Consider the following 25,182-nt stretch of genomic DNA (forward strand, 5'->3'; position numbering starts at 1 on the left):
CCACGGCCCCGGCGTCACACGGGGCCAGATGAGGCTCGTCGAAGACGGCAGCGACCTTGCGCCATCCTGACGCGTGCACGAGCCTGTCGTGATCCCGTCCCACTGGGCCGCCAGCTGGGGTCGTCAGCAGAAAAGACCAATACCATGCGGGCGCCTCGCGCGAGTGAACCCGGCCATGACACAATCAAAACTGATCCGCCGGTGGTCAATGTCTGCCACCGTCGCTGAGGTGCCCGACGACGCGCTGTTGCGCCGCATACTCGCCCACCGTCTCCTGGGCGAGCCCCCTATTCGGACACGTACGGCCCCTGCGTGAACCGCCGCGAAGCGCGCCGCCTTTCACAACGCGGGCCGTCTCCCCGCCACGGCACGCGCCATACTCGACACCGCGGCTGCGGGCAGCGCGCTCGCCGCGGTACTTCCCCGCCCCCATGGTCATGCGCAGATCATTCCAGGTCACCCCATTGGCGACTGCGTTTCTGTCCATGCCGGCAGGAGGTCGCAATGGTCGGGCCAGAGGCGGCAGGCCGAGCGGGCCAGGACTTTCCACGCCTGCCGCACTTGCCAGTCGGCGTTGGAACTCGCCTGGCGGGCAAGCTCATCTGCCAGCAAGGCCATCTCGACGGCCATGGCGCAAAAGCGCGCCGGCGGATGCCGGTCGAGCCAACCACCTACGAAATCCTTGGCGTGGTCTTTGGATACTAGGGTGTTGGGCGGGGTCTGGTACGTCAGCGTGAACCCCTCCTTCTCCAGGAAGAAGGACATGCCACCGGTAGCCTCAAGTTCCTCCCAGCACCGCCGCTCGAAGAAGCGCGCGAGCTGGGTCAGATCAGTCTCCGTGACAGCATTCTCGTCGGCCATGCCCGGCATTGTGCCATTTGGTACCTCGCACTGACCCGGTGCTCGGCTTCGATGTCGAGGCCGACCGGGTCATCCTCTTTGAGCCGTTGGTCAGGTAGGCGCGGCCGTCGGCTGCGGTTCGTTGAACGGCCTCGTCGCCTGGCGTGGCGTACGGGACATCGGGCGACGATGCCCGTCGCCGAACCGGAGTGGTCCACGGGGCGGGAGGGGGAGGTGGTTGTGCTGCTTCCTCCCGCGCGGCGGTGCGCGCACCAGCTGCGCGGCCGCCAAGGTCTCGGGTGGCGCGTAGATGGGCTGACACACCCGGCGGGCCAATGCCCGTGGAGTCGATGACATGGGCGCGATACCTGACCCATGGCCGTGCGAGGCGGCCTTGGCCATCGGGGCGCAGCCGTCCGACTCGGCGGCCCGACACCGATCGCCTGCCGAAGCTCGCCGACTCCCTGCGCGAGGAGGAGCGGCGGGGGCTTGGCTTCCCCGGCCTCCTGGAGTTCGGCTCGAAGACCTGGCCAGTCGTTCGTCCGGCGCCCGCCGTATCCGCCCGGTGTACGGGCGGGTCCCGGTGCGATCGTGGTGGCCACGTGCGGCGCAACGATGGGCGGCGGGTTGATGACAACGTCGCCCTGCGGAAGGCCGCCTCGGCGCCCGGGCCGTCTACGTGCACGTCGACGCGGCGGGCGGAGGCCTGGTCGCCGCGCACAGCGACCCGGTGCCGAACTGGTCGTTCGCGCACGGCGCGGACTCGGTGAACATCTCCGGCCACAAGGTCCTCGGCCTGCCGCTACCGGCGGGCATTGCGCTGGTGCGCCGCGACCTGCTGCCCGCCCAGGACGGTGGCGAGTACGTGGCGGCCAGCGACCGCACCGTGGCCTGCTCCCGCAGCGGCCTGGCCGCCCTGCTGCGGTGGGCGCGGCACGGTCGCTGGGCCACACCGATGCGACCACGTTGGTCGAGCGGTGCCAGGGCAGGGCCGTCTACGCACGTGAGCGGCTGGAGAACGCCGGTGCGCACCCTGGGCACTTCCCCGGCTCGCCGACTGTGGCGTTCGACCGGCCGCCGGCGTGGGTGGTCGACAAGTGGCATTTGGCGTGCACCGGGTCATTGGCGGACTTCATCACCGTCGGGTATGTCACTCGGGCGGCGGTCGACGCGTTCGTCGCCGACATTGGCGCCGCCCGGCTGGCGGTGGCCGCGTGACGCACGCCGTGCCCGCGCAGAGCCGACGCGAGCTGGGCACCGTCGGGGTGGGTAAGCTGGTGAACCACACCCGCAGTCGTTATACGCCCACCTGCGTGACACGCGGCCCGAGTTGTTCACCAACCCGCCCGTCGGCGGCACGATCGACATCGTGCGCTGGCCGATGATCTCGGGCGAGGTCGTCTACCAGGACGGCCTGGTTGACTTGGGCCCAGGTTTCGCAACTGGGGCGTCGATTCTTCGCTGGGGACCTGGCGGCGCGGCCGCGGTCAGTAGGGCGAGAAGGCGGGCGAGTGCCGCACTGACGGGGTGCGCGTGGTCGGGGAGGTGTCGGCGGAGCCAGTCGGCTGCCACTGCGTGGAAATCGGTGAGGTCGCGTTCAGCCCCGTCCAGCAGGTGACGAAGCTCGATGGCGGACAACTCGATCGCTGGAGAGTCGCTCTGTTCGGCGTCGACGACGAGTCGGACGGTGCCACCGTGAAGTTCGGCGAGCGGGTCAGGGTCATGGCCCAGGTCGGCCGGTTTCCCGCCGTCGAAGACGGTGTACCACTCACGCCAGTCCTCCAGCCCGCTGCAGCAGCCGGGTAGAAGTGTGACGCCTGTACGTGTGTCCATGACCCGCAGGCCGCCGGCGGCGAAGAGGGTGTCGAAGGTCAACAGCCCGTGCAGGAAGGACGCGAGCGCGTCAGCCGGCCGAGGCGGGCGGTTGTCCCCCGCGCCGGGGTCGGGGTGGATGTCGTTGTTCTGGGCGATGCTCATCACCGCTGTTCCTACCTCGGCAGAGGTGAGCTCACGGTTGAGTGCCAAGTACTGAACTGCTCCCCCTCGGCGACAGGCCACAGAGCAAAGCTGTCAGAAGCGCATATCTCCAGCACGGGCTGCATCACAATCACCCGGCCGAGTCTCCCGCATACCCTGCCGCCCCGTCTCCCGATATAGGGCGGCGTCCCTGCTCCCCAACCCAGAAGCGGCGAGAGTGCGGCATGGGCGCGCTCAGGGCGGCGGGTCCCAGCTGCACCTGGCCGGTGGGCTCGCCGACAGATCGTGGGCGTGTGCCTGGTCGTGCGCGGCTGAGGCACGGCTCGTACGTCCGGCGGTGGTGGGGCATCGCCTGTTCGAGGCAGGCGCGGATACGGTCCGCGTTCAGCTGAGGTTCCGGATCGGTGAGTCTCTGCAGGTGGTCGCGGACCTGGCCCAGCGGCTCGGCCTCGGGGTCGGCCGTGGTGCGCCGGTGGGCGGGAATCGGCTGCTGCTGGAGGTAGCTGATCCGGCTGTCCAGGGTTTGCTGAGCCCGCTCGGGGGTGCCGAAGACTCGGTGAGACGGCGCCGGGGGACGCTCCGATAGAAACGGACGCTGCGTCTGCTTGCGGATCACCCTCGAGCTGTAGCTCTTGTCGCCGATGACGTTCGTCTTTACCGGCTTCTTGGTCACATGGGTTTTCGGGGTCGGCCGCAGCTGCGGCCGACCCCGAAAACCGTGCTCTGTAAAGGAGCCTGCTGACGTCACGGAAGTGCTCTGCTGACGGGCCTAGCTGCGCTGGCCCAGCAGTCGATTGAACGAGGCCATGCACCTCGGACAGTGGCGAGCGCTCTCCGCCTGTGCGGTCTTGACGTCCTCATCGAGCCGTCGCCCGCACAAGGCCGCACCGTCCTGTTTCACCCTCACGTGCCACACACTCAAGGCCGGGACACATCTCGTACACAGCGACTCCCTGGACGGACACCCTCTTCCTTCCAGGACACCGCCTCACAGTCACCCGCGCAGCGCAGCAGGCGCCAAGCGGAGCAATCAGCCGCCCACACACTCCGCCGCGCCGTGGTCCGCGTGGCGTTCTGCACCCGGCGGGGAACTGTCCCCTATCGTCGGCGCCGGCATCCCCACGGGTGACGGCTGCACCACGCATGCGGACTCACGTTGGGGCAAACGGGCGCGCGCAAGAGACCGAGCGGCCGAAAGAGCGAACCCCGAACAGACGATTCATTGCTTGAGGAGACACGGACGCCGCGGCGGCCCAACTCGCAACCGATACCGCGGCTGCCGTCGCGCACTGCGACCCCAAGCAGCCCGTTACATCGCCGGGCAACGCCCCCTCGCCCCAGCGCCAGACAGCGACTGCCCCCCTCGCAGGAGCGCTTGCGCGCCTCGCTCCAGGACCCGGCGACCAAAGGACGCCAGCTCCCCGAACGCGAGCTCGGGAGCAAAGGCTCGCCATCGGTCGACAGAAGCCCAGAGCCCGTAGGGTGGGCGGGTGACGGGCTGGCGAGGTGTGTGGGCCGCACGGGGGGGGCCGGGCCCGTCTTCGCGCGAGGCCGGCCACGTGCTCTTCTTACGCCGACATAAGCAGCGCTCCAGAGCGCCACGGCGCCCCTGCCGCCCGCATCATCCAGTTGCCGCAATAAGGCCTACGGTGTGTCAGCCGGTGCTCGCGTTGAGCCGGCAGGGAGCACGTCCACGCTTCTCCGCCGGGTCAGTCGCTGATCTCGGCCTTGCCGAAGAGGACCGCGTAGCCGGCGGGCAGCTGGCTCATGAGCTGGTTCAGCTTCCCGCCGGAGACGGCATCGGCCAGGGTGGTCAGCACGGCGCTGGCGTCCCACTCAGCCGTGCGGGGATGGCCGCCGATGCTCTCAGCGATACGATGGCAGAACTCCTCAACCCCGAAACGCTCAGCCTGCCGCTGCCCGTCGTCGATGAGGGGCTCGCGCAAAGGTTCGGGCAGCTGGGCTGCCAGGTCGGCGGCCTCTTCGGGGGTGATGCGCTGAGCCAGGACGCGAAGGACCTTGCTGGTGACTGTGGCGGCCTCGTCCTGGCCGGTGTACTCGCCGAGCTCGCGGACCCGGGCCAAGAACTCGTCGTACCTCATCGCCGTTCCCTTCACCTTGCTCTTGCCCAGTGCCTGTACGGGCTCTGGAATACCGGTCGTAATGGGCCGATTATGGGTAGCGGAGGTCCCGGTCAGGGGGACTTCCGGAACGCGAGGTGGCCGTGGTCTGTCACGGCCCGGAGCCCTTCGAAACGACGCCGTCCACCACGCTTCACCCGACCGGCCCGTAACCCGGAATCTCCCGCGCCGTTGAGCTGGTCGAAGCGTGCATGTTCGCGAACTTCGGATCGCGCGCTTCGGGGGCCCCAACGGAGCGGGGCCCCCACCCAAGCCGCACTATCCCAGAGTCGGGTGGTTACGGGCTTTCACAAGACCCACCCCCGAACAAGCCAAGAGGCACGTCGCTCGCAGGCAGGGCGCACTGGGCGTACGGTGACCCTGATGCCTGCTGGTCGTTGTTCCTCCGACGCGTTTTGTGCGTATCCGTCCCCCACGGATTAGCGTCGTGAGGGCCCTGCCCCCTCAGGGCCCTCAACCCTGTTGCCGATTGGCCGTTCCTCAGCCGGCGCCGTCGCGCGCCCACTGGTAGAACTGATGGGCCATCGCATCTTCCGGCCCGTTCCACGTCTGCGGGTTGTAGGGGCTGACGAAGGCTGACAGACGATTGCTGATGTCACGGAAGGCCGGAAGTGACGTCACCTTCGCGATCTCGGGTCCGGGGGGCTTCTCGGATTCGATCAGGTGGAGGTAGACGTCGCCGAATTGGAAGAGGCTGCGCCGGGCGACTCCGACGAGGTGCGGTAGCTCGCCAGCGTCGGAGTTCGCGAACACTTTGGCGATGTCCGGAGCCGATTCCGGCGCCATGCGGGCAACGATCAGAGCTTGGTGCATCAGAGGCTTCCCTTCGTTGGCCGATTCCGTCGGCGGCAGGGGCGCCGGGGAACAGGACAGGCCGCGTACGGCACGCCGGGGTGGTGGCTTCGATCGAGCCGGTCAGGGTGCAACGGCGGCGGTACGGCTGTCGCGGTCGCGCTGTTCGATCCTGTCTCGGATAAGCGCCATTTGCGTTCGCGTGTTGCGGTTGATGTTGTTCGTCATCCAGTCGTCGTCAACCGGGGCGTTCGGCTTCATTGCGAAGTCCTGCTGCCACCGCATCCGAGTGCCGCCCGGGACCTGCGCATAGTCCCATCGGATGTTCATGTACTCGAAGGGGCCCGTCTCGACACGGTGGGCTTTGACCTGTAGGGCCGCCCGGTCGGTTGTCCGCTCCGAGACCCAGCTCCAGACTGTGCCGTTCTCGTCCGGGTGCATGGTCAGGCGGAACTTTGTCGTGTTCCCGTCGCGAGCGAGGATGGCGACGGACGCGTACTCGCTGAACAGTTCGGGCCAGCTCTCCAGGTCGTTGGTCATGTCCCAGACGAGGTCAAGCGGCGCTGCGACGACGATTTCATTCTCGGTGTGTCCGGGCATGTCAGGCTCCACTCATCAGGCTGTCGTTGACGAGGTCCAGGAACTGCTGGGGGGTCTTGCACTGATCCGCTTCGGGGGGCAGGGGCCGGCCGTGCCGGTTCTCCAGCTCGCCGACGATGCCGAGCAGGCCCAATGAGTCAAGGCCGTATTCGTCGAAACGGGCGTCGGGGCGCTTTGCCAGTTCGAGTGGGTCGACGGTGATGCCGGCACCGCTCTTCATCAGCGCGGCTAGTTCTTGGGGGGTCAGTAGATCGGACACGGGGATCTCCTTCACACGAGTTCTACTGAGGGGTGTCGGTGGCTTTCCGCAGCACCAGCGCTGCGTTGGAGCCCATGAGTCCGCGGCTCAGCACCAGTGCCGTCCGCAGTTCTGCGGGGCGGGCACTTCCGGTCACGACATTGAGGTCGTGACAGACGTCGTAGACGTTGGGGGTGGGAGGTACGAGGCTGTGTTCCATTGCCAGCACTGCGCAGGCTGTCTCGAGCACGGGGCCTGCGCAGTAAGCGCGGCCGATTCCGGTCTTGGGCGCCGTCACCGGAACGCGCAGGCCGTGGGCACCCAGCGCGTCGGCGATCGCCATCGCTTCGGCGCGGTCGGCCCGGGCTACACCAAGGGCGTCGGCGAAGATCACGTCGATCTGTTCGGGCGCGCAGTCGGCCTCTTCCAGTGCACCGCGGATTGCGCGGGCGAGCCCTTCCCGGGACTCGTCCCATTGGGAGGGGCCGGTGAATGTCGCGGCGTGGCCGCTCACCGTTGCGCGGATCTCAGCACCGCGGCTCTTGGCCGCTGTCTCGTCCTCGACGACGAACATGGCGCCGCCTTCGGCGGGAACGAAGCCGCAGGCGTCAGAGGTGAACGGCCGGTACGCGCGTGCGGGATCCTCGCGGGTGCTCAGGGCCTCGTACCCGAGCTGGCAAACGACCGAGTACGGCGCGAGAGGGGCTTCTGTGGCCCCGACCAAGATCGCGTCGCTGCCGCGCCGGATGGCCGCAGCTGCATGTGCGAAGGCATCGAGCCCGCCTGCCTCGTCACTGGCGACGACGCCGCAGGGCCCCTTTAGAGCGCTGCGGATGGAGACCTGCCCTGTGCTTGCTGCGTAGAACCAGGCGATGGACTGGTACGGCCCGACGAAGCGCGGACCTTGGCCCCACAGCTGCTGCAGTTCGCGCTGTCCGAACTCGCCACCGCCCGACCCGGCTGCGGTCACCACCCCTACGGAGAAAGGGGAGCCCTCGTAGTCGCCATGACCAAGCCGGGCATCTTCCATGGCAAGCTCAGCGGCAGCCATCGCGAAGTGCGTGAACCTGTCTGTTTGGACGAGGTAGCGTTCCTCGATCAGCACCCTCGCATCGAAGGCAGATACCTCACCTGCGACACGAAGGGGCAGGTGCTCACACCCCTCACGGGTGACCCGCCCCAGGACACTGAGCCCTGCCTGAGCCGACTTCCAGAAGGCTTCTGTGCCGATTCCGCTGGGGGCGATGGCGCCGATCCCGGTGATCACCGGGTTGCGGGCGGGCCGACGGTGGCTCATGTGGCCCTCCCGTTGAGGCTCGTCATGACGACGGCGGACTGGAATCCACCGAAGCCGCTGCCTACCGAAAGCACACTGCGCAGCTTCCGCTGTCGAGCGGTTCGCGGTACGTAGTCCAGGTCGCACTCGGGGTCCGGCGTCTCGTAATTCGCGGTTGGGGGCACTACTTGGTGGACCATAGCCAGCACACAAGCCACCAGCTCGATCGCGCCGATGGCGCCGAGGGAGTGGCCCACCATGGACTTGATCGAGCTCATGGGTGTGTCGTACGCGTGATCGCCGAGGGAGCGTTTCACCGCGGATGTCTCGTGCCGGTCGTTCTGCTTGGTGCCCGAGCCGTGCGCGTTGACGTAGTCGATTGCCGTGCGGTCGAGGCGAGCATGGCGGAGTGCGGTGTCGATTGCCCGAGCCATTTCCAGGCCCTCGCGGGTAAGGCCCGTCATGTGGTGTGCGTTGGCGAAGGTGGCGTACCCGCCGATCTCGCAATAGATGTTCGCGCCTCGGGCTACGGCGTGTTCCAGCTCTTCCAGCACGAGGACGGCACCGCCCTCTCCCATGACAAACCCGTCCCGGTCGGCATCGAAGGGCCGCGATGCGTGGGCAGGGTCGTCGTTGTTCGGGGACGTCGCCTTGATTGCGTCGAAGCACGCCATGGTGATCGGCGAAATCGGCGAGTCCGAGGCGCCGGCCACGCAGACGTCGACCCTGCCCTCCTGGATGGAGTGGAAGGCGTAGCCGATGGCGTCGAGCCCTGAGGTGCAGCCGGTCGTAACGGTCTGCACCGGCCCGTGGGCGCCGACTTGTTCGGCCACTGCAGAAGCGAGAACGCTCGGTGAGAACGCCCGGTGCAGATGGGGGCCGGCAGACCGGTGGTCCACGTCCCAGCGCGCACCGGAGCCGCTGACGGCGACGTAATCATGCTCAAGACGGGTAGTGCCGCCGACAGCAGTGCCCAGTGTCACCCCGATGCGCCACGGGTCTTCATCCTCGACGACTAGGCCGGAATCGCGCAGGGCCTCCTGAGCGGCTACCAGCGCGAACTGGACGTACCGGTCGGAGCGTGCCACCTGGTCCCGGTCGAGGCCGTGGGCCGCGGGGTCAAAGTCAACCTCCGCGGCGATGCGCGAGCGGAACCCTGCAGGATCGAAGAGAGTGATGCCCCGAGTCGCCGTACGCCCGTTAGCCAGCAGGTCCCAGAACGCGGCGGTGCCGACTCCGCCGGGCGCGACGATACCGACTCCGGTAACCGCCACCCGCCGGGTCATGAAGCGGCCCCGGCCCTCTCCGGCGGCTCTTGCACGGCGCCTCCCGTGTGCTCGGTGTCGACGTGACCGAGCTCGGGGCGAGGGGCGAGCGGGCCCAGGTGAAAGACCATGCGGGCCTCTACGTCGCCGACGTTGCGGAACCGGTGGCGCACGTTCAGCGGGATCATAAGGCCCTGGTCGGGCCGCAGCTCATGCGTCTCACCGTCAAGATCCACCTCCAGGAGCCCGCTCACGACGTAAACGAACTCCTCGGAGTACGGGTGGTAGTGCTCGCCGATGCGCTCAGCCGGCTGCAGGATGGCGAGGCCCATGAAGCCACTGGTGGCACCCACAGTGGCCGGGGTGAGCATGGCGCGCAGATCACCTCCGCGCCGCTGGTTGGGCGGTGTGTCGGCGAGGTTCACGATTCGCGGGCCTTGTGTGGTCATGGCGTTGCCTCCAGGAGCGTTGCTTGACGGCTTGCGGAGTGCTGTGAAGCGGGCGGTAGTACGAGTCAGGCTTCTGGCGACGCGCACCGGTCGGTGATCAGCTGCATTTCGTGCACCGACGGAGAGCTCGGATCACACGGGTGGAGAGCGACCCCATGCGTGCTGCCGCTTGTTCCGTCATCCGTGCCGTGGTCGAGCAGGCGGGCCAGCGATGCTTTCTGCCGCTCTGTGTCGACACCGAAGGACAGGCTGGGGTGCGCGTCGGGCCGGCCGCGTACATCGATCAGTCGCACGACGATGTCGTCGCGCTGAAAGACGGTGCTGCCGACGATGGAGTTGTGCGGGTGGTTCGCCGCCGCTTCGTCCTGGTGAGCCAGCAGCCGGGCCAGAGCCATCCCACCGCCTTCCTTGGCCTGGTAATACAACGCGTGACGCGTGGTACTACCGTGTTCCAGTCCGTCGGTGGCCATGTGGTGCACCGCAGGAAGCGCCGCCCGGGTGAAGAAAAGTCGGGCGGACTGCGGATCGTCCAGGTCCCGGTCTTCCTCCAGATACGGGTTGATGGCTTCCTCGACGGCTCTGATCTCAGGCTGGCGAGCTACGTGCCTAAGGGCGGCGAGTAGGTCACCCTCGACCTCGACGGCCCGTACGACCCGATTGCCATGCATGAAGAGCGACGTGCGACGTAGCCGTGTGTACTCGTCAACCTGGGCAGCTGGGGAGGTATACCCGGCGAGGATGTTGGCGACCGCCTGTTCGCTGCCAGGTCTGACCGTGAACGTAAGAGCGTGACGGACCACGCCGTCCCCCAGCCGTGGCGAAACCTGCAGCCCTCCCCTGGACCGTTCCGGCATCTCTGTATAGGACCGTCCGGTCTCCCGCAAAACGCTGTACCGAAGCGAGCGCATTTCACGTACACAGCGGCTCAGCGGCTTGACCGTCTCGACGTGCTCATCGCTGTTGACCCATGCCAGGAAGGAAGGCGCGTCCTCCCATTCGCTTGTAACGAGCCACTGTGACGGGTTCTCGAACGACTGGCACAGTTGGTCGCTAAGGTGCCCGGGAACCGCCGCGACGTCGTCACGCAGATGGTCGTACGCCTCCAGAAACTGCTCTTGCGCACCATCGTGAAGGTCCATCAGCAGAACGACCCGCAGCCGTGAGCCGTCGAAGGCAGACTGCGATACCCGTTGAGACAGGGCTGTCACCTTGCACACTCCTTATCGGCAAACACGGTGGCCCAGGGGCTGCACCTCGTCGGTCCGCCCGTGCGGGGCGGCGGCCCAAAGTGACAACCCATGAAGTGAGCAGCCCGCCCCTGCGGGTCCGGGGCTGCTCCGTAACGATCATTGTCCGCCGCTACGAGTGGCGCGAGAGCTCAGATCCAGGTGGGTGAATGAGCGTCCGAACCGCCCCGGCACAGGGCATGCAGAACCCATCCCCCGACGGCCCAGAGCAAGGAGCGACATGGAAGAGAACGTCGATCATCGGGTGCCCGTCCTGATCGTGGGCGGGTCCCTGGTGGGTCTGTCAACCTCACTGTTCCTCGCCCGCCAAGGCATCAGGCACATGCTGGTCGAGAAACACTCGGCCATCTCCGAGCACCCGCGCGGACGTGGCATCAACGTCCGCACCATGGAGCTGTACAGGAGCGCCGGCCTGGAAGAAAGCATCAGACAAGCCGCTTCGGTCCTGGCGGAGAACAACGGCATCCTTCAAGCCGGGTCACTGACCGGCGACGACGACCGATGGCTGCTCAAGGATGTCGATGCAGGCGGAGCGCTTGCGCGATGGAGCCCGACCACATGGTGTCTTTGCAGCCAGAACGCCGTCGAGCCGGTCCTGATGTCCCACGCTCGCACTCACGGTGCCGACCTGAGGTTCTCCACCGAGCTGATGTCGTTCGACCAGGACGCCACAGGCGTGACCGCCGTGGTGAAAAACCGGGACACCGGCGACCACAGCACCATCCGCGCCGACTACCTCATTGCCGCCGACGGCCCCCGCAGCCCCGTCAGGGAACAGCTCAGGATCGGCCGACAAGGCCGCGGCGCCCTGTTCCACAATGTGAGCGTCACCTTCCGCTCCGAACAGCTGGTCGACGTGGTCGGCGACCGGCGATTCATCGTCTGCTACCTCACCCGCCCAGAAGCCGACGGTGCGCTGCTACCGGTGGACAATCAGCGAATGTGGGTGTTCCACCTACCCTGGCACCCCGAACAGGGGGAAACACTCGAGGACTTCACACCCGCGCGATGCACCGAACACATCCGCAGAGCCATCGGCGCCCCGAACCTGGACATCGAGATCACCGGCAAGGCTCCCTGGCACGCGACGGAACTCGTCGCCGAGCAATACTCCCGTGGCCGAGTCTTCATTACTGGCGACGCCGCCCATGAAATGTCGCCCACAGGGGCATTCGGCTCCAACACCGGAATCCAGGACGCACACAACCTTGCCTGGAAGCTTGCGCTAGTGCTGAATGGTTCGGCCGACCGCGGACTGCTCGACACCTACGAGTCCGAACGGCTGCCAGTGGCACAAGAAACGAGTGAGCGCGCATCGGCCCGCTCCGCAGAGCACAGCCACCCCGGCTACGCGGTCCCCGTCGCACCCGGAGGCCGACGACAAGGAGGGCTCCTTCCCGTGATCATGGGATACGGATACTCCAGCGGTGCCGTACTCGGCGCCCCTCCTCAACGGCCCGTCGTGCCGGAAGGGATGTACCTGACCGGCGACCCGGGCACCAGGGCCCCACACCTCTGGGTCAACAAGTCAGGCGACCGGATCTCCACGCTCGACCTCTACGAGCTGTCGTTCGTCCTGCTCAGCTCAGAGGGCACACCATGGCGTGACGCGGCGAACAGGGTGGCCGAACGCCTGGCGATCCGACTGGACGCCTACACCATCGGAACCGGCCCGCAAGCCGACCTGACCGTCGAAAAAGGGGCTGATTGGGCACAAATGCACGGCACAACAACCGAAGGCGCTCTACTCGTACGCCCGGACGGCTTTGTCGCCTGGCGGACGTCGGCAGCCGAACCAGACCCGGAAACAGTGCTCTACGACATCATGACAGCGCTGCTGCGCCCGACCATGACGCCCGCAGGCCCTGCTGCGTCTGTTGGCGACGAGCACTGATGCCCCGGTACCTGCGGTGACACCTGCGTTCTACGCTGGAGCGGGTGTAACGGCAGTGGGGCAGCTTGCTGTCCACGGCAAGGGCGCGCCGCCGGATTTGATGCCCAGAGCCGTGAAGCCGTGGTTGTCCAGGAGGGGGGCGCGGCGAGGTCCTGTGGTGGTACGTCGAGGCAAGGCGGGGTGAGTTTCCCGATGCCCCTCTGATCCGCACGGCCTCGGTTCTCTTCCGAGCGACTGGCGCAGTCCTTGGCCGGCATCCAGGGAATGCTCGCGACACTGGTCGGGTCGGACTCGTTCCGGCGCCCGTTGAAGATGGTTTCGCCTGCTACTTGCGGGGACCGGTCAGCAGTGCTCCCGCCCACATCTCATCTGCGCTGCCCTCATGCACACTTGGGGTGTGGCGGACCGGATGGAAGCCGAGCCGTAGGCAGCGGCGTCCGGGGCGTCGGGTAACTCATCTGTGGCATAGGGGTAGTTGGCCGCGGGTGAGGCCTGGGACCCCGGTAGGCTCCGCCACCAGCGTCGCGTCGTCCTCGCGGGTGTCCGGTCTGATCACTTGTTGTCCAAGATGGCCCACGGCCTGACGGAGGTGCGGGCGGGCCCTCCGACGCCATGATCGGACCAGGCGCGGAAATATCATGCCCATGGTCAGCCGGTACGGGACCACCCATAGGGACGCCCGACGACCGAACAGCTGGGCCGTATGCGCGTCCTGCAGCCCGAAAACCCGTCCTGAACGGAGCGGGACCCGGCGCCGAGTGCACCTGAACTGGCGCAAGCGGCACAGTAATCAAGAGCTTGCGACTGCTCAGTGCGTGCGGGAGGTACCCCGACGGGGGAGCAGTGAAAGGGACTGCCATGTGCCCGAAGTGCGCGCGGGTGTCAATCCGCGCGTCCTCGCACGAGGATGCCTGGAGCGGCTCGGTGCCGCCGGTGCGCCTGGCTCGACATCGTGCGTTCCCTCGCCCTGTGGGCAATGACCACCGGAGCGAGCCCCAAGCGGCTTCGACACCAAGAGGCAATAGATCCTGGCTCAGTTCGGACGCGGACGGAGCACGGGGGCGTTTCTGGGCCCGACAAAGAGGCCGCACCCGATGGGATCAGGTGAGGCCTCTCGGTCAGGTCAGGGCGCTTTCGTCGCTTAAAGCTGGCCCGCACGTCACACATTACGCCAGGCATATCTGATTTGCACCTATTGCTCGAGCGTTTCCTGAGACCTGCACGCGCCCCCGACGGGCATCTCGATGACACCAAAAGGCTACTGGCCGGTAAAGGTGCGCGGAGGTGGCCCAGAACGTCGCGCTCCGCTTCCTCGCGCCGGGGTCTGACCGCCCCGGGCGCGAACAGCGCCGTTCTCGCCTAGTTCGACAGCATCCTCGCCGCCGTCGCGCCAACTCGCCGGGCATGTCCAAGTGGTGAAGTACGGCACGGACACCGCCCACGTGGAGGTAGTCCCGCACGCGCCCGCGTACGGCACGAAGCCTCGCCGGACCGTGCTTGAAGCGGGTCCCCCAGGCCCATGAAACGTGCCAAAGGAGCGGGTCCCTGTGCCGTGCGCCCCGCACCGCCGCGCTCGCCCCCGCGCCCGCCGATCGGGCACCCTAGAGGCGGCCGCGGTCACTGGGCCGGTGCGGAGCCTGGAGGATCCGTCGGCCGGTTACCGGCTCGCCCTCGAACCGCCCTAAGCCACCGTTCTTCGGCCGGGCAGGCCGAACACGGCGGCTGACGAGCCGGATGTCGAGGGCGTTGCTTAGCATGACCTCTCGGAGTCCCAGCGGTTCAAAGAACGCTGCTACCAAGTCGCTGATCCGCCGGTACGGCACGAGCACGCCTGCGGGTCGCTACCACAGGCGGCCATGCAAGGAAGACAATAACCGGTCGGTGCCGCTGAGGTCGATCACGGCCTGGGCGTCTGGCGGCTCAATGGGGCTGGATTAATCGCTGAGAGCTCGATGCCCCAGCTAGACGGCAGACCGCGCCCAACAACGGTGCTCCCCAGACCTGATTAGTGAGCGAGCACGGCCAGCGGCCTGTGGAGGCACAGCGGAGCCAGCTACCCACCGACACGGCATTGCTTGCGGCGGCGGAGTGACGTGGGCCGCCCCGAGGTCGTGTCGCGGTGGCTTTCCGGAACATTCGTGGGATCTTCCGCCAAGAGGAAACCTTCCCCACAGCAGTGAAAGAGCTGATCCCCATGCGTATGCGGTTTTCCATGGCCGCGGCCCTGGTGCTCGCGGTCGCCGGGCTGACCACGAGCACCAGCGTTGCGGTGGCGGACGACGACATCTTCAACGCCGCCAACGGCAAAGCGGTATCCCACGACGGCCCAGCCGTAGCGATTGCCACCGCAACCTCCACCGCCAACGCAATGACCTTCAACTGTGGACGGCTCACGGTAGCGTCCGAAGGATTCACAGGTCGCTGCAGCGGGCCGATCACCCCTCGGCGTAAGGGGGAAGTGGTGCGCGTCGAGGGACCAGTGGTACTCAACGGCGATGTGGCCTCCCGTCCTGGAGAAGATGCGCGGGCCCAGTTCAGGTGTGCTTCCGCCTCCGTCAAACTCGCCAGCAGCAGCACAGCCGAAAAGCTCGCAGTTACCGGCTCCAGCTGCGTCCACACCGGGCAAGGGGCTGGCCCGACTTTGGCGCGTTTTGAGTACGCAGGTAAGGGGATCCCAGTCTTCGGGAAGTTTCTCCCGATGGCCCGCTAGCAGCACCATCGGACAGACTGCCAGGCGCGGCGCAACGATGGCAACACGCCATGCCCCCTCCACTGAGGACCGGTGAAGGGGCGACTCTCAGCGGTCAGCAGTAGGACTTCCTGAGCGCGCCCGGACGATACTTCCTGGTGACCGGTGGTGTGCCGATCGAGACTGGCCAGCAGATCGTCCAGGTCGGAGGTGGTGAACCTCCGCTGGAACGGCTGTGCCGTGGCGTGTGTAGCCATCTTCGAATGCGCGGAGCCGGTCCCTGACCTGGTTCAGGTGGTGAAGTCGTTGGGGGAGACGACCTTGCGCTGCTGATCGAGAAGAAGACTTCGATTCGGTTTGTCCAAGAGGCATGGACGGGGGTGTGGACCATGACCGCGTTCGGGAACGCCTTGGTCAGACGGTCAATGGTCTTCTTCCCCCGGTGCAAGGAGCCGTTGTCGACGATCCAGAAGACGCGTTTGGCGCTGGCGTGAGGTTCGGTGATCACGACCTGTTCGACCAGGGCCATGAACGGCGTAATGCCGGTAGTAGTACTTCGTTAGGTCGGGCTGGAGAGGGTCTGTTGTTTTCGCCTTCGGGGTGGTAACTGGCGATGGCAGGTGGGGCATGCGCCGGTCCAGCAGAGCAACAGGTCCTGCATGGTGTGGAGGACCTGGTAGAAGGTCAGGCCGGCGCTGTTGCTTTTGGGTCCAGGCGGCGGAGGGTGCAGAAGGCGTGGGCGGCGGTGACGAGGGTGGCGTGGTGGTGCCAGCCGCGCCAGGTGCGGCCTTCGAAGTGGTCCAGTCCCAGGCCGTGCTTCATCTCGCGGTAGTCGTGCTCGATCCTCCAGCGCATCTTCGCGAGTCGGGCCAGTTGCCGCAGCGGGGTGTCGGCGGGCAGGCTGGTCAGCCAGTACTCGGTGGGCGCCTTCTCGCCGGTGGGCCACTCGCTCAGCAGTGTCGCCGTGGGCAGAACACCGTCCCAGGCGGTGGAGCCGCCAGCCCGGGCGATGGGGCCTTGCCCCCGAGGAGTGGACACCTGTTCGTGTCGTTATGCGGCGAGTGTCAGGGTAGCTGACTGCTGTTCGTAGGCGATCGGTGCCTGCTGTCCGTTTGCCGAGTGTCGTCGGCGGGTGTTGTAGCGGGTGGTCCAGCGGAAGACCGCCAGGCGGCAGGCTCGGGCCCCGTCGTAGCGGCGGGCGCCACGGAGCGTCTCGCGTTTGAGGGCGGCGTTGAACGATTCGGCGAGGGCGTTGTCCGCGCTGGTGCCGACCGTGCCCATGGACTGCCGCACTCCCAACTCGCGACAGAATGCGGCGAATTCGTGAGAGGTGTACTGCGCCCCGTGATCGCTGTGGAACACGGCCCCGGCCAGGCTGCCCCGGGCCCGGCCGGCGGCCCGGAGTGCGTCGGTGACCAGCGAGGTGCGCATGTGATCGGCGATCGACCAGCCCACCAGACGGCGCGAGAAGCAGTCGATACTGACTTCAGCTCTTTAGGGTGAATCGTTGCGAAGTCCCTGTTGAACGTGGGTGGGTGGCTGTATCCGTGGTGTGTGAGATATGCGGATGGGGGCGGGCTGACTCCTACGGGACGTCGGCGTCGTGAGTCGGTACGGCTGCAGGCGGCTGAACTGTTCGAGCAGGAGATCAATCCGTCGGAGGTCGCACGGCGGCTACGGGTGAGCGTGAAGTCGGCTTACCAGTGGCATCAGTTGTGGCGGGACGGCGGTGTTCCGGCTCTGGCCTCCCGCGGTCCGAGCGGCTCAAGGTGCCGCCTGTCCCCGCGGTGCCTGGAGAAGCTGGCCGCATATCTGGAGCAGGGTCCGGCTGCGCATGGCTGGGTGGAGGACCAGGTGTGGACCGCGTCGAGGGTGGCCACGCTGATCGGCCGGAAGTTCCACGTTTCGTACAGCGTCTCGGGCGCCACCCGGTTGATGCACCGGCTCGGTTTCAGCCCGCAGGTCCCCGCCCGGCGGGTCGCCGAGCGCGACGAGAGGGCCGTGAGCGTGTGGCGGGAGGTGACCTGGGCGGAGGTAAAAGGGCCCGGGCGGCCTGCGGGGGCTACGTCTGCTTCGAGGACGAAGCCGGGTTCACCCGCAGGCCGCCCCGTGGACGGACCTGGGGCCGACGCGGGATCACCCCGGTCGTGACCGTCAGCGGCCGGCGTTCGGGACGGCTGTCGGTGGCCGGCCTGATCGCGATGCGGCCAGGCTCCCGGACCCGGCTGTGCCACCGCCTGCGCACCCACCCCGCCGGCAAAGGCGCACGTCGCAGCATGGGCGAGCGGGACTTCATCGCGCTGGTCGACGGAGTCCACCAGCTCGTCCGGGCACCGATCGTGCTGGTCTGGGATCGCCTGAACACCCACGTCTCCCGCAGGATGCGAGAACTCGTCGCCGAGCGTGAGTGGCTGACCGTGTTCCTGCTGCCCGCCTACTCACCCGACCTGAACCCCGTCGAAGGCGTGTGGGCCCACGTCAAACGCAGCCTGGCCAACCTTGCCGTCATGGCCCTTGACCAGCTCGAAGCCCTCGTCCGCAACCGCCTCAAACGCCTGCAATACCGTCCCCATACCCTCGACGGCTTCATAGCCGGCACCGGCCTGACCCTCGAGACAGCCGCACCCTGACAAGCCGAAGTCAGTAACGGTCGCCAGATACAAAAACTCGCCATCGCCCACCGGCAGGTAGGTGATGTCCCCAACGTATTTGGTGTTCGGCGCGCTCGCGGTGAAGTCGCGCCCCAGCAGATCCGGCACCGGGGTGGCGGAGGGCTCGGGCACGGTGGTGACCTGGCGCTTTCGCAACCGCAGCCCGGCGATACCGAACTTCCGCATCACCCGCCCGACACGCTTGTGGTTCACGCGCTCGCCCTCCTCGCACAGCTCGGCGGTGATCCGCGGGCGGCCGTAGGTGCCGTCCCACTCGGCGTGCACGCTCCGGATCCGCTCAGCGAGAGCGACGTCGGCCCGCTCCCGGGCCACGCGGGCCGCGCGGCCGGCCCGCCATTTGTAGAAGCTGGAACGGGCGACCTCCAGCACCTGACACAACCGCTTTACGCCGAAGGCGTGGTGGTGGTCCTCAATGAACTGGCAGCGGCTGGTCACCAGGTCATCTCTTGTGCGAAAAACTTCGTCGCCTTGCGGAGAATGTCGCGCTCGATGGCGAGCTTCTGCATCTCCTTGCGTGCTGCTGCCAGCTCCTGGCGCAGGGCCTCGTTCTCGGCCTGTAGTTCCTCGGCCATCGGCGGCGAATCCACCTGCGTCGTCTCCGTGCTCGTCGTACTGCCCCCACCACGGCGGGTCCGTTCGGCCCGCACCCAGTTACGCAGCGTCTCGCGGCTGATCCCTAGATCTTTGCCGATGCCCTCGAAGGTGTGGCTCGGGTCCGACAGGTACAGCGCGACGGCGTCCGCCTTGAACTCGGGCGAGTAGACCCTCATCACCATAAAAGATGCCTCCTACCCGGCCCCTGCCGGGGCCGGAGTCAGAGGTGTCCACCACTCGGGGGCAGGTCCCATGGCGTGCCTGCGGGCCGCGACGCCGGCCGGACGCACCGTCTCGACTTTGAATCTTGAGCGCATCGCACCGCGCGAACCGGTGCGCCAAGTGGCCTGCCGGTGTGCCTTGCGTCCGGTCCCGGTGGCCAGGTCCTTCAGGGAGGAAGCCTTGGTGCGGTAGCGGACAGCGGGTTTGCGTCCGGTTCCGCTCCAGGCGGGGGCGGTGGGGACAGCGTCGGCCGGGTGAGCGGATTCATCCGCCCGGACGGCGACGACGAAGTCCAGACCACGGTCGGCCAGAGCCTGCCGGAAGGCGTTGTTCTGGCCGTACCCGGCATCCGCGACGATCACCTTGGGTTCCAGGCCCCAGCCGATCGCCTCGTCGATCAGGTCCAGGGCCAGACGCCACTTCTCCCGGTGCCCCACCTCCTCGGGCACCCCCGCCTTGGCCCGGCGCGCGGTGTCGTCCTGCCACTCGGCCGGCAGGAACAGCCGCCACGAGATCGGCACGGAAGCGGTGTCGGACGCGGCGTGCAGGCTGACCGCGACCTGGCAGTTCGACTGCTTGCCCAACGCCCCGCACCACTGCCGGGCCACCCCCACCGACATCTTCCCGTCCTTGGGGAACGACACATCGTCGATCACCCACACCATCGGATCGACGACGGGAACCGTCTTGACGGCTACCGCCCGCAACACCGCCACGTGGTCCCACGGAGACTGGTTCACGAACTGCTGCAAGGCCTGCATGTCGCCGTCCGGCAGCCGCTCGGCCATCGGCTGGATCGACTTCCTGCGACCGTCCAGCATCAACCCCCGCAGGTAGCAGTCACCCTTCGCCCGCTGATCCCTCCGCGGCCACCGACGCGAACACCTCAGCCACGAACTCGCCCAGCTCGCCCCGGAGTTGCTCGATCTCCCCCAGCTCCATCAGAGCAGCATGCCCAACCCGGCAGCCCGAGATCAAATCAACCTAACGAAGTACTAGTAGTGGCCTCGCAGCGGCCGAGGACTCTCGCCCGGTGGACATCGTGGGCGGTCAGGTGGGCCACGGTGCCGCCGGGGCCGTGGGTGTGGTTGACGCGCATCGCCCTGGACCCGGCCTGGCCAGGTCAGGTGGCAGTGGCAGTGGCAGTGGCAGCGGGCCTGGATCGAGGTCTTCTCGTCGCTGGAGACCACATACTCATCCGCGCCGAGGGGTCGCCCTGGTAGGTTCGCGCGTACAGGTAAAGGACACGCTGGGCCTTGGCGCGGAAGTCGGGTCCCGGCTAAAGATCCAGGACTGTACTGCCATGGCTTGAGCGGGTCCTGGCGAAACCAGCGGTGCTCGGTGGACGCCGAGACAGTCTCGATGTCTCCGCACGTGATGTCGGCTGCGATTATGCGGACGCGCAGGCCGCGGAGGCGGGTGAGGTAGGAGCCGTCGGAGAGAACTGCCAGCACCGCGGGGCGCCGGTGTGCGCACAGCCGGACCAGGAACTGGGAGCCGGTTTCGGCGACAGCACGCAGGAAGTCGTCGCCGTCGAAGGCTCGGTCTGCCAGCAGGAGCATCTGCGGTGTCAGCTGGGGCAGTAACCCGGCCGCCTGGACGGTCTCCCCGTTTTCGGGCGGTCCGAAGACTGCCCCGAGCAGCCCCCGTGTCCCGATCTCACACAGGACGGTCAACCTCAAAGCGGGATAGCCCGACATGCCCCAGTGGTGCCGGACTTTGCCCAGCAGAGCTCGAATACGTGGCAGGTCAGGAGCCTTCATAGAACTGCAGCCGTCGAACGCGACGGTCCGCCAGCACCGGTAGCGGACACTAGGCCGTGTCTGACAAATGATCACGGACGGGTTCGCGGAGCCAGAGGATCAGCGAGGCCAGGACGACTCCGGCGCGGTAGCGGTCGGCGAGCTTGTCGAACCTGGTCGCGATTGCGCGGAACTGCTTAAGGCGTGCGAAGCATCGTTCGACGACGTTGCGGTCGCGGTAGATCTCCTTGTCGAAGGCGGGCGGCCGGCCGCCGAAGCGCCCTCGGCGCCGGCGGTTGGCCGCTTGGTCGCGGCGCTCGGGGATCGTGACGGCGATGCCCCGACGCCGCAGCAGGTGCCGGATCGCCCGGCTGGAGTAGGCCTTGTCGCCCAGGACTCGGGTCGGTGTCGTGCGCGGGCGGCCGGTGTCGGCTCGCGGAACGCGGATCCCGTCCAGGACCTGACCGAATGCGGTGGCGTCGTTGACGTTGCCGGGCGTGAGCACGATCGACAGGGGCAGGCCCCGGCCGTCGACGGCGAGGTGGACCTTGGTGGTCAGCCCGCCTCGGGACCGGCCGAGGGCCTGGCGCGTCTGCGAGCGGCCCGGATCTTCCAGTTCGTCCCCGTCTGCGGCCCCTTTTTACGTGCGCCGGCGGCGTGCTGGTGGGCACGGTTGACCGTGGAATCGACCGCGACGGTCCACTCCACCCGGCCCACCGCGTCGTCACGGACCTGCGCATGCTCCAACAGCCTTGCCCACGTGCCATCCGCCTCCCAGCGGGCGAATCGCTCGTAGACGGTCTGCCACGGCCCATACCGCTCCGGCAGGTCACGCCACGGAGCCCCGGTCCGCAACCGCCACAGCACACCATTGACCACCTGCCGGTGATCACGCCACGGCCGACCACGCCCGTCCACCTGCGGCAACAAGGGCTCTATCCGCTCCCACGCCGCATCATTCAACTCACCTCTACCTGCCACAAGATCAATTATCAGACAGGCCTTAGGCGTCGTCGGCGGGCCAGCGGCACCGTCGCCGGCGAAGCTGCCGCAGCGCAGCTTCCGAAGGAGGACAGTGGTCGATGCCCGACAGGCCGGCCACGAGCTTGTCCCACACACGTCGGTATCCCAAAGACGGGAAAAGCCCAGGGCCAGGACGAAGTAGATCCCGACCCGCGAGGGCAGCGTGCGAACTCGGACTTGAACGGTCTTGGTCTCTTCGAGGACGTCATCGACGAGCTCGAAGGGTACGTGCTGAGTCAGCCCGCCAAGATGGCCCGGCGCGAACGCGCCCGCCGCGACGGTTGGTGGTACGTGTCAAGGTGCGAGTGGGGAACTGACGCGACAACGGATCCCCTGGTCAAGAAGGTCTAGGTCGACCTTCTCCTATCAGGGAATGCGGCCTGCAGTGCTAAAATCATCCTTCTCGGGCCTGGACTTGACTTGGCGGCCGCGGCATCAACCTTCGTGGCATTGCTTCAACCGCATGCTCGGCCAGCTCCACCACTGTCTCAAGCAACGCGTCCTGTTCGAAAAGGCGACAGCCCTTCCCCCAGCGTCCTGGCGACCGCAGCTTGACACCTTCACATCGTGAGGTGTCTTCCTCACCATCGGATGCGTACTGATCTGTTGGCGACGCCTGCAATCCCGGTAGGAATTGCAAGACAGGCACGGCTTACGTTGACCGCCGGTGGCCGACCTCAGGTTGGCTTGCGCCACACGGATATGTGCTTCGCGGAGTCCTGGGTGAACGGCGCCCCGTCCCAGTCCGCGACGCGACGTTCCATCTCGAACCCAGCGATCCGTGCCATCAGGTCGAGCTCTGCCGGCCAGGCGTAGCGGTGCCGGGAGTTGTCGCGGCGGTAGCGGCCGTCGTCGCCGTCGCGGGTGAAGTGGTGCGAGACGAGAATCTGCTCGACAAGGTCGAACGTGTCGAAGCCGACATGCTGCTCAGAGACGTCGAACGGCACCGCGACCTGGCCGGGCGGCAGGAACCGCAGAGGCGGCACACCCAGCTCGATGACGAATCGGCCGCCGGGCACCAGATGACGTGCGGCGTTGCGGAAGCACTCGACCTGCTCCTCCTGCGTGAGCAGGTTCGTGATGGTGTTGTAGACGAGATAGACCAGGGTGAACTCGCCGGGAACGACGGTGGTGGCCATGTCCCCGATGACTACCGGGAGCGTATCCTCGTCGATCTTGCGCCGCAGCACCACTGCCATGTGCTCGGACAGTTCGATGCCCACTACCGGCACGCCGCGTTCCCGGAGCGGGACGGCCACTCGTCCGGTCCCGATGGCGAACTCCAGTGCCCGGCCGTCTCCGGCGAGCTCGGCCAGGAAGGCGAGAGTCGGTCCGAGAACGGCGGCCGAGGACGTCTCGGTCTCCTCGGAGTCGTAGCGGTCGGCGGTCGCACGGGTCCACAGCTCACTGCTCGTCACGGCGGCCACTTTGCCGGGTAGCAAGGGGCGCTGTCGACGCATTTATCTTCCACCGGCTCCGATCACACGGTTCGGGCGGCCGGTACAGACCTTTCAGGCACAGCCTGGCTCGGGGCGCGCGGTCACGGCAGTCGTGCGGTCGTTCTCCTCGGCGCAGCGTGCACCACCCACCGTTCGTCGTTGACTTCCGATGGCTTCGGCCGAGCGACCCAGCGCCCCGGGGATCGTCAGTCTCGGAGTGATCCAACCACCTTGGAGATCTTTTCTCTAGGAGTTCCAAGGCCCTTCCAGTCACGAGCACGCAGCCCCGGCGACCAGCTTGGGCATCGGCTCTGGCAGCAACGGATCGATCGGTCGACAGTTCGTCCGAGACGATCCGGCCGAGAGTTCCTCTTTCCAAGAATAGACAAACGAGCTGCAAAGACGAAAGTCACACCGCGAAGAGATTCCTGTTGGACCTCTAACGCCTCGTGCCCGGATATGGATCTCCGGATTCATTGCGGTCACAGCGCCACCTCTTGGCAGCCCGCTCCGGTGGCGTGCCGGAATGCTTATCGTGCATCACGTCGCATGAGGATTCCGAGGCCGTTCCCCCGCCATTGACGCGGCGGAGCAACCGGTATCCGGCGAGCACGGCGCGTCCCACCGCGGCCTTCATGTAACGTCCACCGCCAGCGCCAGGCACGTCCGTCCGGGAAGCGGAGCGAAGGCAAGCTCGCCGGCAGCGAGCGCGGTCCGCCGCCTTCGATCTGGCCCCCCAGGTCGAGACCGTCGTACGGCGGGCCATGATCGAGCCGGCGCCAGGGCAGCAACGTACGCTTCACCGTCGCATACCAAGCACCCCGCGCGGCCACCACCCGGCGTCGGTCAGCTCGAACAGCTCTTCGCCGCGGCTGGTCGGACAGGCTTGCAACTCTTCCCGAAAGCGTGACGCTTGCCCTACCGCAACGACAGGCAACTGACCTGCTCTCACGGCTCTTTGATCGACCCACCTGGATGGGACCGCAAGATCAGAAGAATGCCTCCTCAGCATCCGGAGATTGAGCGAGTAAGCGGCCTAGTTCGAGGCACATTTCGACGCCGAACGTTAAAGAACAAGCTGAGGACTAGTGCCCCAGGGTGGCTTCCAAGACGGCACCCATAACTCTGACGGCCCCCTTGCGTTTTATTAGGTGCGGGTGAGTGCCCGCGATGATGTTAGGAAAGCAGGGAACCTATGAAATGGGCTAACCGAAACGGTGCGTTCGCCGTCGCCGCCGCATCCGGCGTTATGGCCATGGCGCTCCCAATGTCCTCCGCCCTTGCGGCCGACGGGGCCAGCGCCGACGCCACGACGGCTGGCTCGCCCGGGCTCCTCTCCGGCAACTCCATCCAGCTCCCGGTTCACGTGCCGGTGAATATCTGCGGCAACACGGTGAACGTCGTGGCGCTGCTCAACCCCGCTGCAGGCAACTCCTGCGCGAACAAGGGCGACGCGGCGAAGGCCGACCGTCCGAAGGAGAGCGGTTCGAAGGAGAGCGGTTCCGACCACAGCGGCGACTGGACCGCTTCCAGCGGTGCGTCGGCCCACGGTCACACCTCGGACTCGCCCGGACTGATTTCGGGCAACGGCATCCAACTGCCCGTCGACCTTCCGGTCAACGTATCCGGGAACAGTGTCAATGTGGTCGGCGTGGGCAACCCGGCCTTCGGGAACAAGTCCGTCAACGGCCCCGGCGACCAGCCCCCCCACCAGCACACAGACGACCCGGCGCCGAAGCCCCGGACGTCGAAGCCTCCGGCCCCGCAGCCCTCGAACGACCCGGCGCCGAAGCCCCGGGCCTCGAAGCCTCCGGTCCACGTCCCATCCCAGCCCAGCTCGCACACCCCGAAGGACGCGGCGCCGGTGCTGGCCCACACCGGAGGGGACATTACGGCTCCCGCGCTTGCTGGCGGCGCGGCGCTCCTCGCGGGTGCGGTCCTGTACCGCCGCTGCCGCCCCGGCGGTACCCGCTGACCCGATGCCGCACGGCCCTCATCAAGAAAATGTGCCCGTGCAGACAAGGGCTGCGAACCGATGATGAGGCTCTGAACCGCAGCACGGGGCACTAGGACGAGCGCGGG

General features: G+C 67.1%; 21 protein-coding genes and 5 pseudogenes. 7 read left to right on the forward strand and 19 right to left on the reverse strand.

Features of this window, described 5'->3' with window-relative positions; genetic code table 11:
• Nucleotides 1-456: 456 nt before the first annotated feature.
• On the reverse strand, nucleotides 457-861 hold the full coding sequence (locus tag AS594_RS37900) for a hypothetical protein (protein ID WP_141746940.1): 405 nt from the start codon (nucleotides 859-861) through the stop codon (nucleotides 457-459).
• A 903-nt stretch (nucleotides 862-1,764) separates the two neighbouring features.
• On the opposite strand from AS594_RS37900, the gene AS594_RS37905 reads away from it, so the two are divergent.
• Nucleotides 1,765-2,058, forward strand: a complete 294-nt coding sequence (locus AS594_RS37905) for a PLP-dependent aminotransferase family protein (RefSeq protein WP_069931160.1) — start codon at nucleotides 1,765-1,767, stop codon at nucleotides 2,056-2,058.
• A gap of 183 nt (nucleotides 2,059-2,241) precedes the next feature.
• On the opposite strand, the gene AS594_RS37910 is transcribed toward AS594_RS37905, so the two are convergent.
• The 10 genes from AS594_RS37910 to AS594_RS37955 form a co-directional block, all read right to left on the reverse strand.
• Complete coding sequence (locus AS594_RS37910; protein WP_069936100.1) at nucleotides 2,242-2,817, reverse strand: hypothetical protein; 576 nt, start codon at nucleotides 2,815-2,817, stop codon at nucleotides 2,242-2,244.
• Between the two features lie 130 nt (nucleotides 2,818-2,947).
• Nucleotides 2,948-3,490, reverse strand: coding sequence for a hypothetical protein (locus AS594_RS42165; RefSeq protein ID WP_069931162.1), 543 nt, complete (start codon nucleotides 3,488-3,490; stop codon nucleotides 2,948-2,950).
• Nucleotides 3,491-4,526: 1,036 nt separating this feature from the next.
• Nucleotides 4,527-4,919, reverse strand: a complete 393-nt coding sequence (locus tag AS594_RS37920; RefSeq protein ID WP_069931163.1) for a DUF2267 domain-containing protein — start codon at nucleotides 4,917-4,919, stop codon at nucleotides 4,527-4,529.
• Nucleotides 4,920-5,438: 519 nt separating this feature from the next.
• A complete protein-coding gene (locus tag AS594_RS37925; RefSeq protein WP_069934068.1) occupies nucleotides 5,439-5,771 on the reverse strand; it encodes a TcmI family type II polyketide cyclase in 333 nt (110 codons plus the stop codon).
• Between the two features lie 102 nt (nucleotides 5,772-5,873).
• Nucleotides 5,874-6,350 (reverse strand): SRPBCC family protein, encoded by a 477-nt coding sequence (locus AS594_RS37930; protein WP_069936102.1) that lies wholly within the window; start codon nucleotides 6,348-6,350, stop codon nucleotides 5,874-5,876.
• A gap of 1 nt (nucleotide 6,351) precedes the next feature.
• Entirely contained in the window at nucleotides 6,352-6,609 is a 258-nt protein-coding gene (locus tag AS594_RS37935) for an acyl carrier protein (RefSeq protein ID WP_069934087.1), read from the reverse strand.
• Between the two features lie 22 nt (nucleotides 6,610-6,631).
• Nucleotides 6,632-7,885 carry a beta-ketoacyl synthase N-terminal-like domain-containing protein gene (locus AS594_RS37940; RefSeq protein ID WP_069931166.1) on the reverse strand — a complete coding sequence of 418 codons (1,254 nt, stop codon included), beginning with the start codon at nucleotides 7,883-7,885 and terminating at the stop codon, nucleotides 6,632-6,634.
• A complete protein-coding gene (locus tag AS594_RS37945; RefSeq protein WP_069936103.1) occupies nucleotides 7,882-9,150 on the reverse strand; it encodes a beta-ketoacyl-[acyl-carrier-protein] synthase family protein in 1,269 nt (422 codons plus the stop codon). Before AS594_RS37945 ends, AS594_RS37940 begins: the two co-directional genes overlap by 4 nt.
• Nucleotides 9,147-9,578, reverse strand: a complete 432-nt coding sequence (locus tag AS594_RS37950) for a cupin domain-containing protein (RefSeq protein WP_069931168.1) — start codon at nucleotides 9,576-9,578, stop codon at nucleotides 9,147-9,149. The genes AS594_RS37945 and AS594_RS37950 overlap by 4 nt, the downstream gene beginning before the upstream one ends.
• A 65-nt stretch (nucleotides 9,579-9,643) precedes the next feature.
• On the reverse strand, nucleotides 9,644-10,786 hold the full coding sequence (locus AS594_RS37955; RefSeq protein WP_069934069.1) for a SchA/CurD-like domain-containing protein: 1,143 nt from the start codon (nucleotides 10,784-10,786) through the stop codon (nucleotides 9,644-9,646).
• Between the two features lie 259 nt (nucleotides 10,787-11,045).
• Here AS594_RS37955 and AS594_RS37960 point away from each other — a divergent pair, with 259 nt between their 5' ends.
• Together AS594_RS37960 and AS594_RS44175 are read left to right on the forward strand one after the other, a co-directional pair.
• Nucleotides 11,046-12,719 (forward strand): FAD-dependent oxidoreductase, encoded by a 1,674-nt coding sequence (locus AS594_RS37960; RefSeq protein ID WP_069934070.1) that lies wholly within the window; start codon nucleotides 11,046-11,048, stop codon nucleotides 12,717-12,719.
• 2,119 nt (nucleotides 12,720-14,838) lie between these two features.
• Nucleotides 14,839-15,429, forward strand: a complete 591-nt coding sequence (locus AS594_RS44175; protein WP_141746941.1) for a hypothetical protein — start codon at nucleotides 14,839-14,841, stop codon at nucleotides 15,427-15,429.
• 663 nt (nucleotides 15,430-16,092) lie between these two features.
• On the opposite strand, the pseudogene AS594_RS37965 reads toward AS594_RS44175, so the two are convergent.
• Nucleotides 16,093-16,395: pseudogene (locus AS594_RS37965) on the reverse strand (transposase); the annotation flags it as partial.
• Between the two features lie 63 nt (nucleotides 16,396-16,458).
• A pseudogene (locus AS594_RS37970) lies at nucleotides 16,459-16,887 on the reverse strand (transposase); the annotation flags it as partial.
• A gap of 75 nt (nucleotides 16,888-16,962) precedes the next feature.
• Here AS594_RS37970 and AS594_RS48220 point away from each other — a divergent pair.
• Nucleotides 16,963-18,038 (forward strand): IS630 family transposase gene (locus AS594_RS48220; RefSeq protein ID WP_420877916.1). Its coding sequence is split into 2 segments (ribosomal slippage): nucleotides 16,963-17,445 and nucleotides 17,448-18,038, totalling 1,074 coding nucleotides; the frame shifts between segments, so codons are not numbered across the junction.
• Between the two features lie 225 nt (nucleotides 18,039-18,263).
• On the opposite strand, the pseudogene AS594_RS48225 reads toward AS594_RS48220, so the two are convergent.
• The 3 genes and pseudogenes from AS594_RS48225 to AS594_RS37990 form a co-directional block, all read right to left on the reverse strand.
• Nucleotides 18,264-18,515: pseudogene (locus AS594_RS48225) on the reverse strand (IS3 family transposase); the annotation flags it as partial.
• Complete coding sequence (locus AS594_RS48230) at nucleotides 18,512-18,856, reverse strand: IS3 family transposase (RefSeq protein ID WP_069936104.1); 345 nt, start codon at nucleotides 18,854-18,856, stop codon at nucleotides 18,512-18,514. The pseudogene AS594_RS48225 and the gene AS594_RS48230, both read right to left, overlap by 4 nt.
• 54 nt (nucleotides 18,857-18,910) lie before the next feature.
• Nucleotides 18,911-19,838 (reverse strand): annotated as a pseudogene (locus AS594_RS37990) (IS701 family transposase); the annotation flags it as partial.
• Between the two features lie 392 nt (nucleotides 19,839-20,230).
• Here AS594_RS37990 and AS594_RS48235 point away from each other — a divergent pair.
• The gene (locus AS594_RS48235; RefSeq protein ID WP_069934073.1) at nucleotides 20,231-20,482 is read left to right on the forward strand and encodes a hypothetical protein; all 252 of its coding nucleotides are present in this window, start codon (nucleotides 20,231-20,233) and stop codon (nucleotides 20,480-20,482) included.
• Between the two features lie 226 nt (nucleotides 20,483-20,708).
• Here AS594_RS48235 and AS594_RS42180 read toward each other — a convergent pair.
• Together AS594_RS42180 and AS594_RS42185 are read right to left on the reverse strand one after the other, a co-directional pair.
• A protein-coding gene (locus tag AS594_RS42180; protein WP_107364778.1) for an IS5 family transposase occupies nucleotides 20,709-21,619 on the reverse strand; the annotation gives its coding sequence in 2 pieces (ribosomal slippage) (nucleotides 20,709-21,265 and nucleotides 21,265-21,619; 912 coding nt in all).
• A gap of 52 nt (nucleotides 21,620-21,671) precedes the next feature.
• Nucleotides 21,672-21,901, reverse strand: a pseudogene (locus tag AS594_RS42185) (transposase domain-containing protein); the annotation flags it as partial.
• On the opposite strand from AS594_RS42185, the gene AS594_RS46960 reads away from it, so the two are divergent.
• Nucleotides 21,839-22,012, forward strand: a complete 174-nt coding sequence (locus AS594_RS46960) for a hypothetical protein (protein WP_176741134.1) — start codon at nucleotides 21,839-21,841, stop codon at nucleotides 22,010-22,012. The pseudogene AS594_RS42185 and the gene AS594_RS46960 sit on opposite strands and share 63 nt — an antisense overlap.
• A 326-nt stretch (nucleotides 22,013-22,338) precedes the next feature.
• Here the strand turns inward: AS594_RS46960 and AS594_RS38010 are convergent, their stop codons facing one another.
• Nucleotides 22,339-23,079: a class I SAM-dependent DNA methyltransferase gene (locus AS594_RS38010; protein WP_069936309.1), complete on the reverse strand. Its 741-nt coding sequence runs from the start codon at nucleotides 23,077-23,079 to the stop codon at nucleotides 22,339-22,341.
• A gap of 1,288 nt (nucleotides 23,080-24,367) precedes the next feature.
• Between AS594_RS38010 and AS594_RS38015 the strand changes: the two genes are divergently transcribed.
• Nucleotides 24,368-25,075 (forward strand): chaplin, encoded by a 708-nt coding sequence (locus AS594_RS38015; protein WP_478078928.1) that lies wholly within the window; start codon nucleotides 24,368-24,370, stop codon nucleotides 25,073-25,075.
• Nucleotides 25,076-25,182 lie beyond the last annotated feature (107 nt).

The organism is Streptomyces agglomeratus (genome assembly GCF_001746415.1).
GTDB classification, from domain to species: domain Bacteria; phylum Actinomycetota; class Actinomycetes; order Streptomycetales; family Streptomycetaceae; genus Streptomyces; species Streptomyces agglomeratus.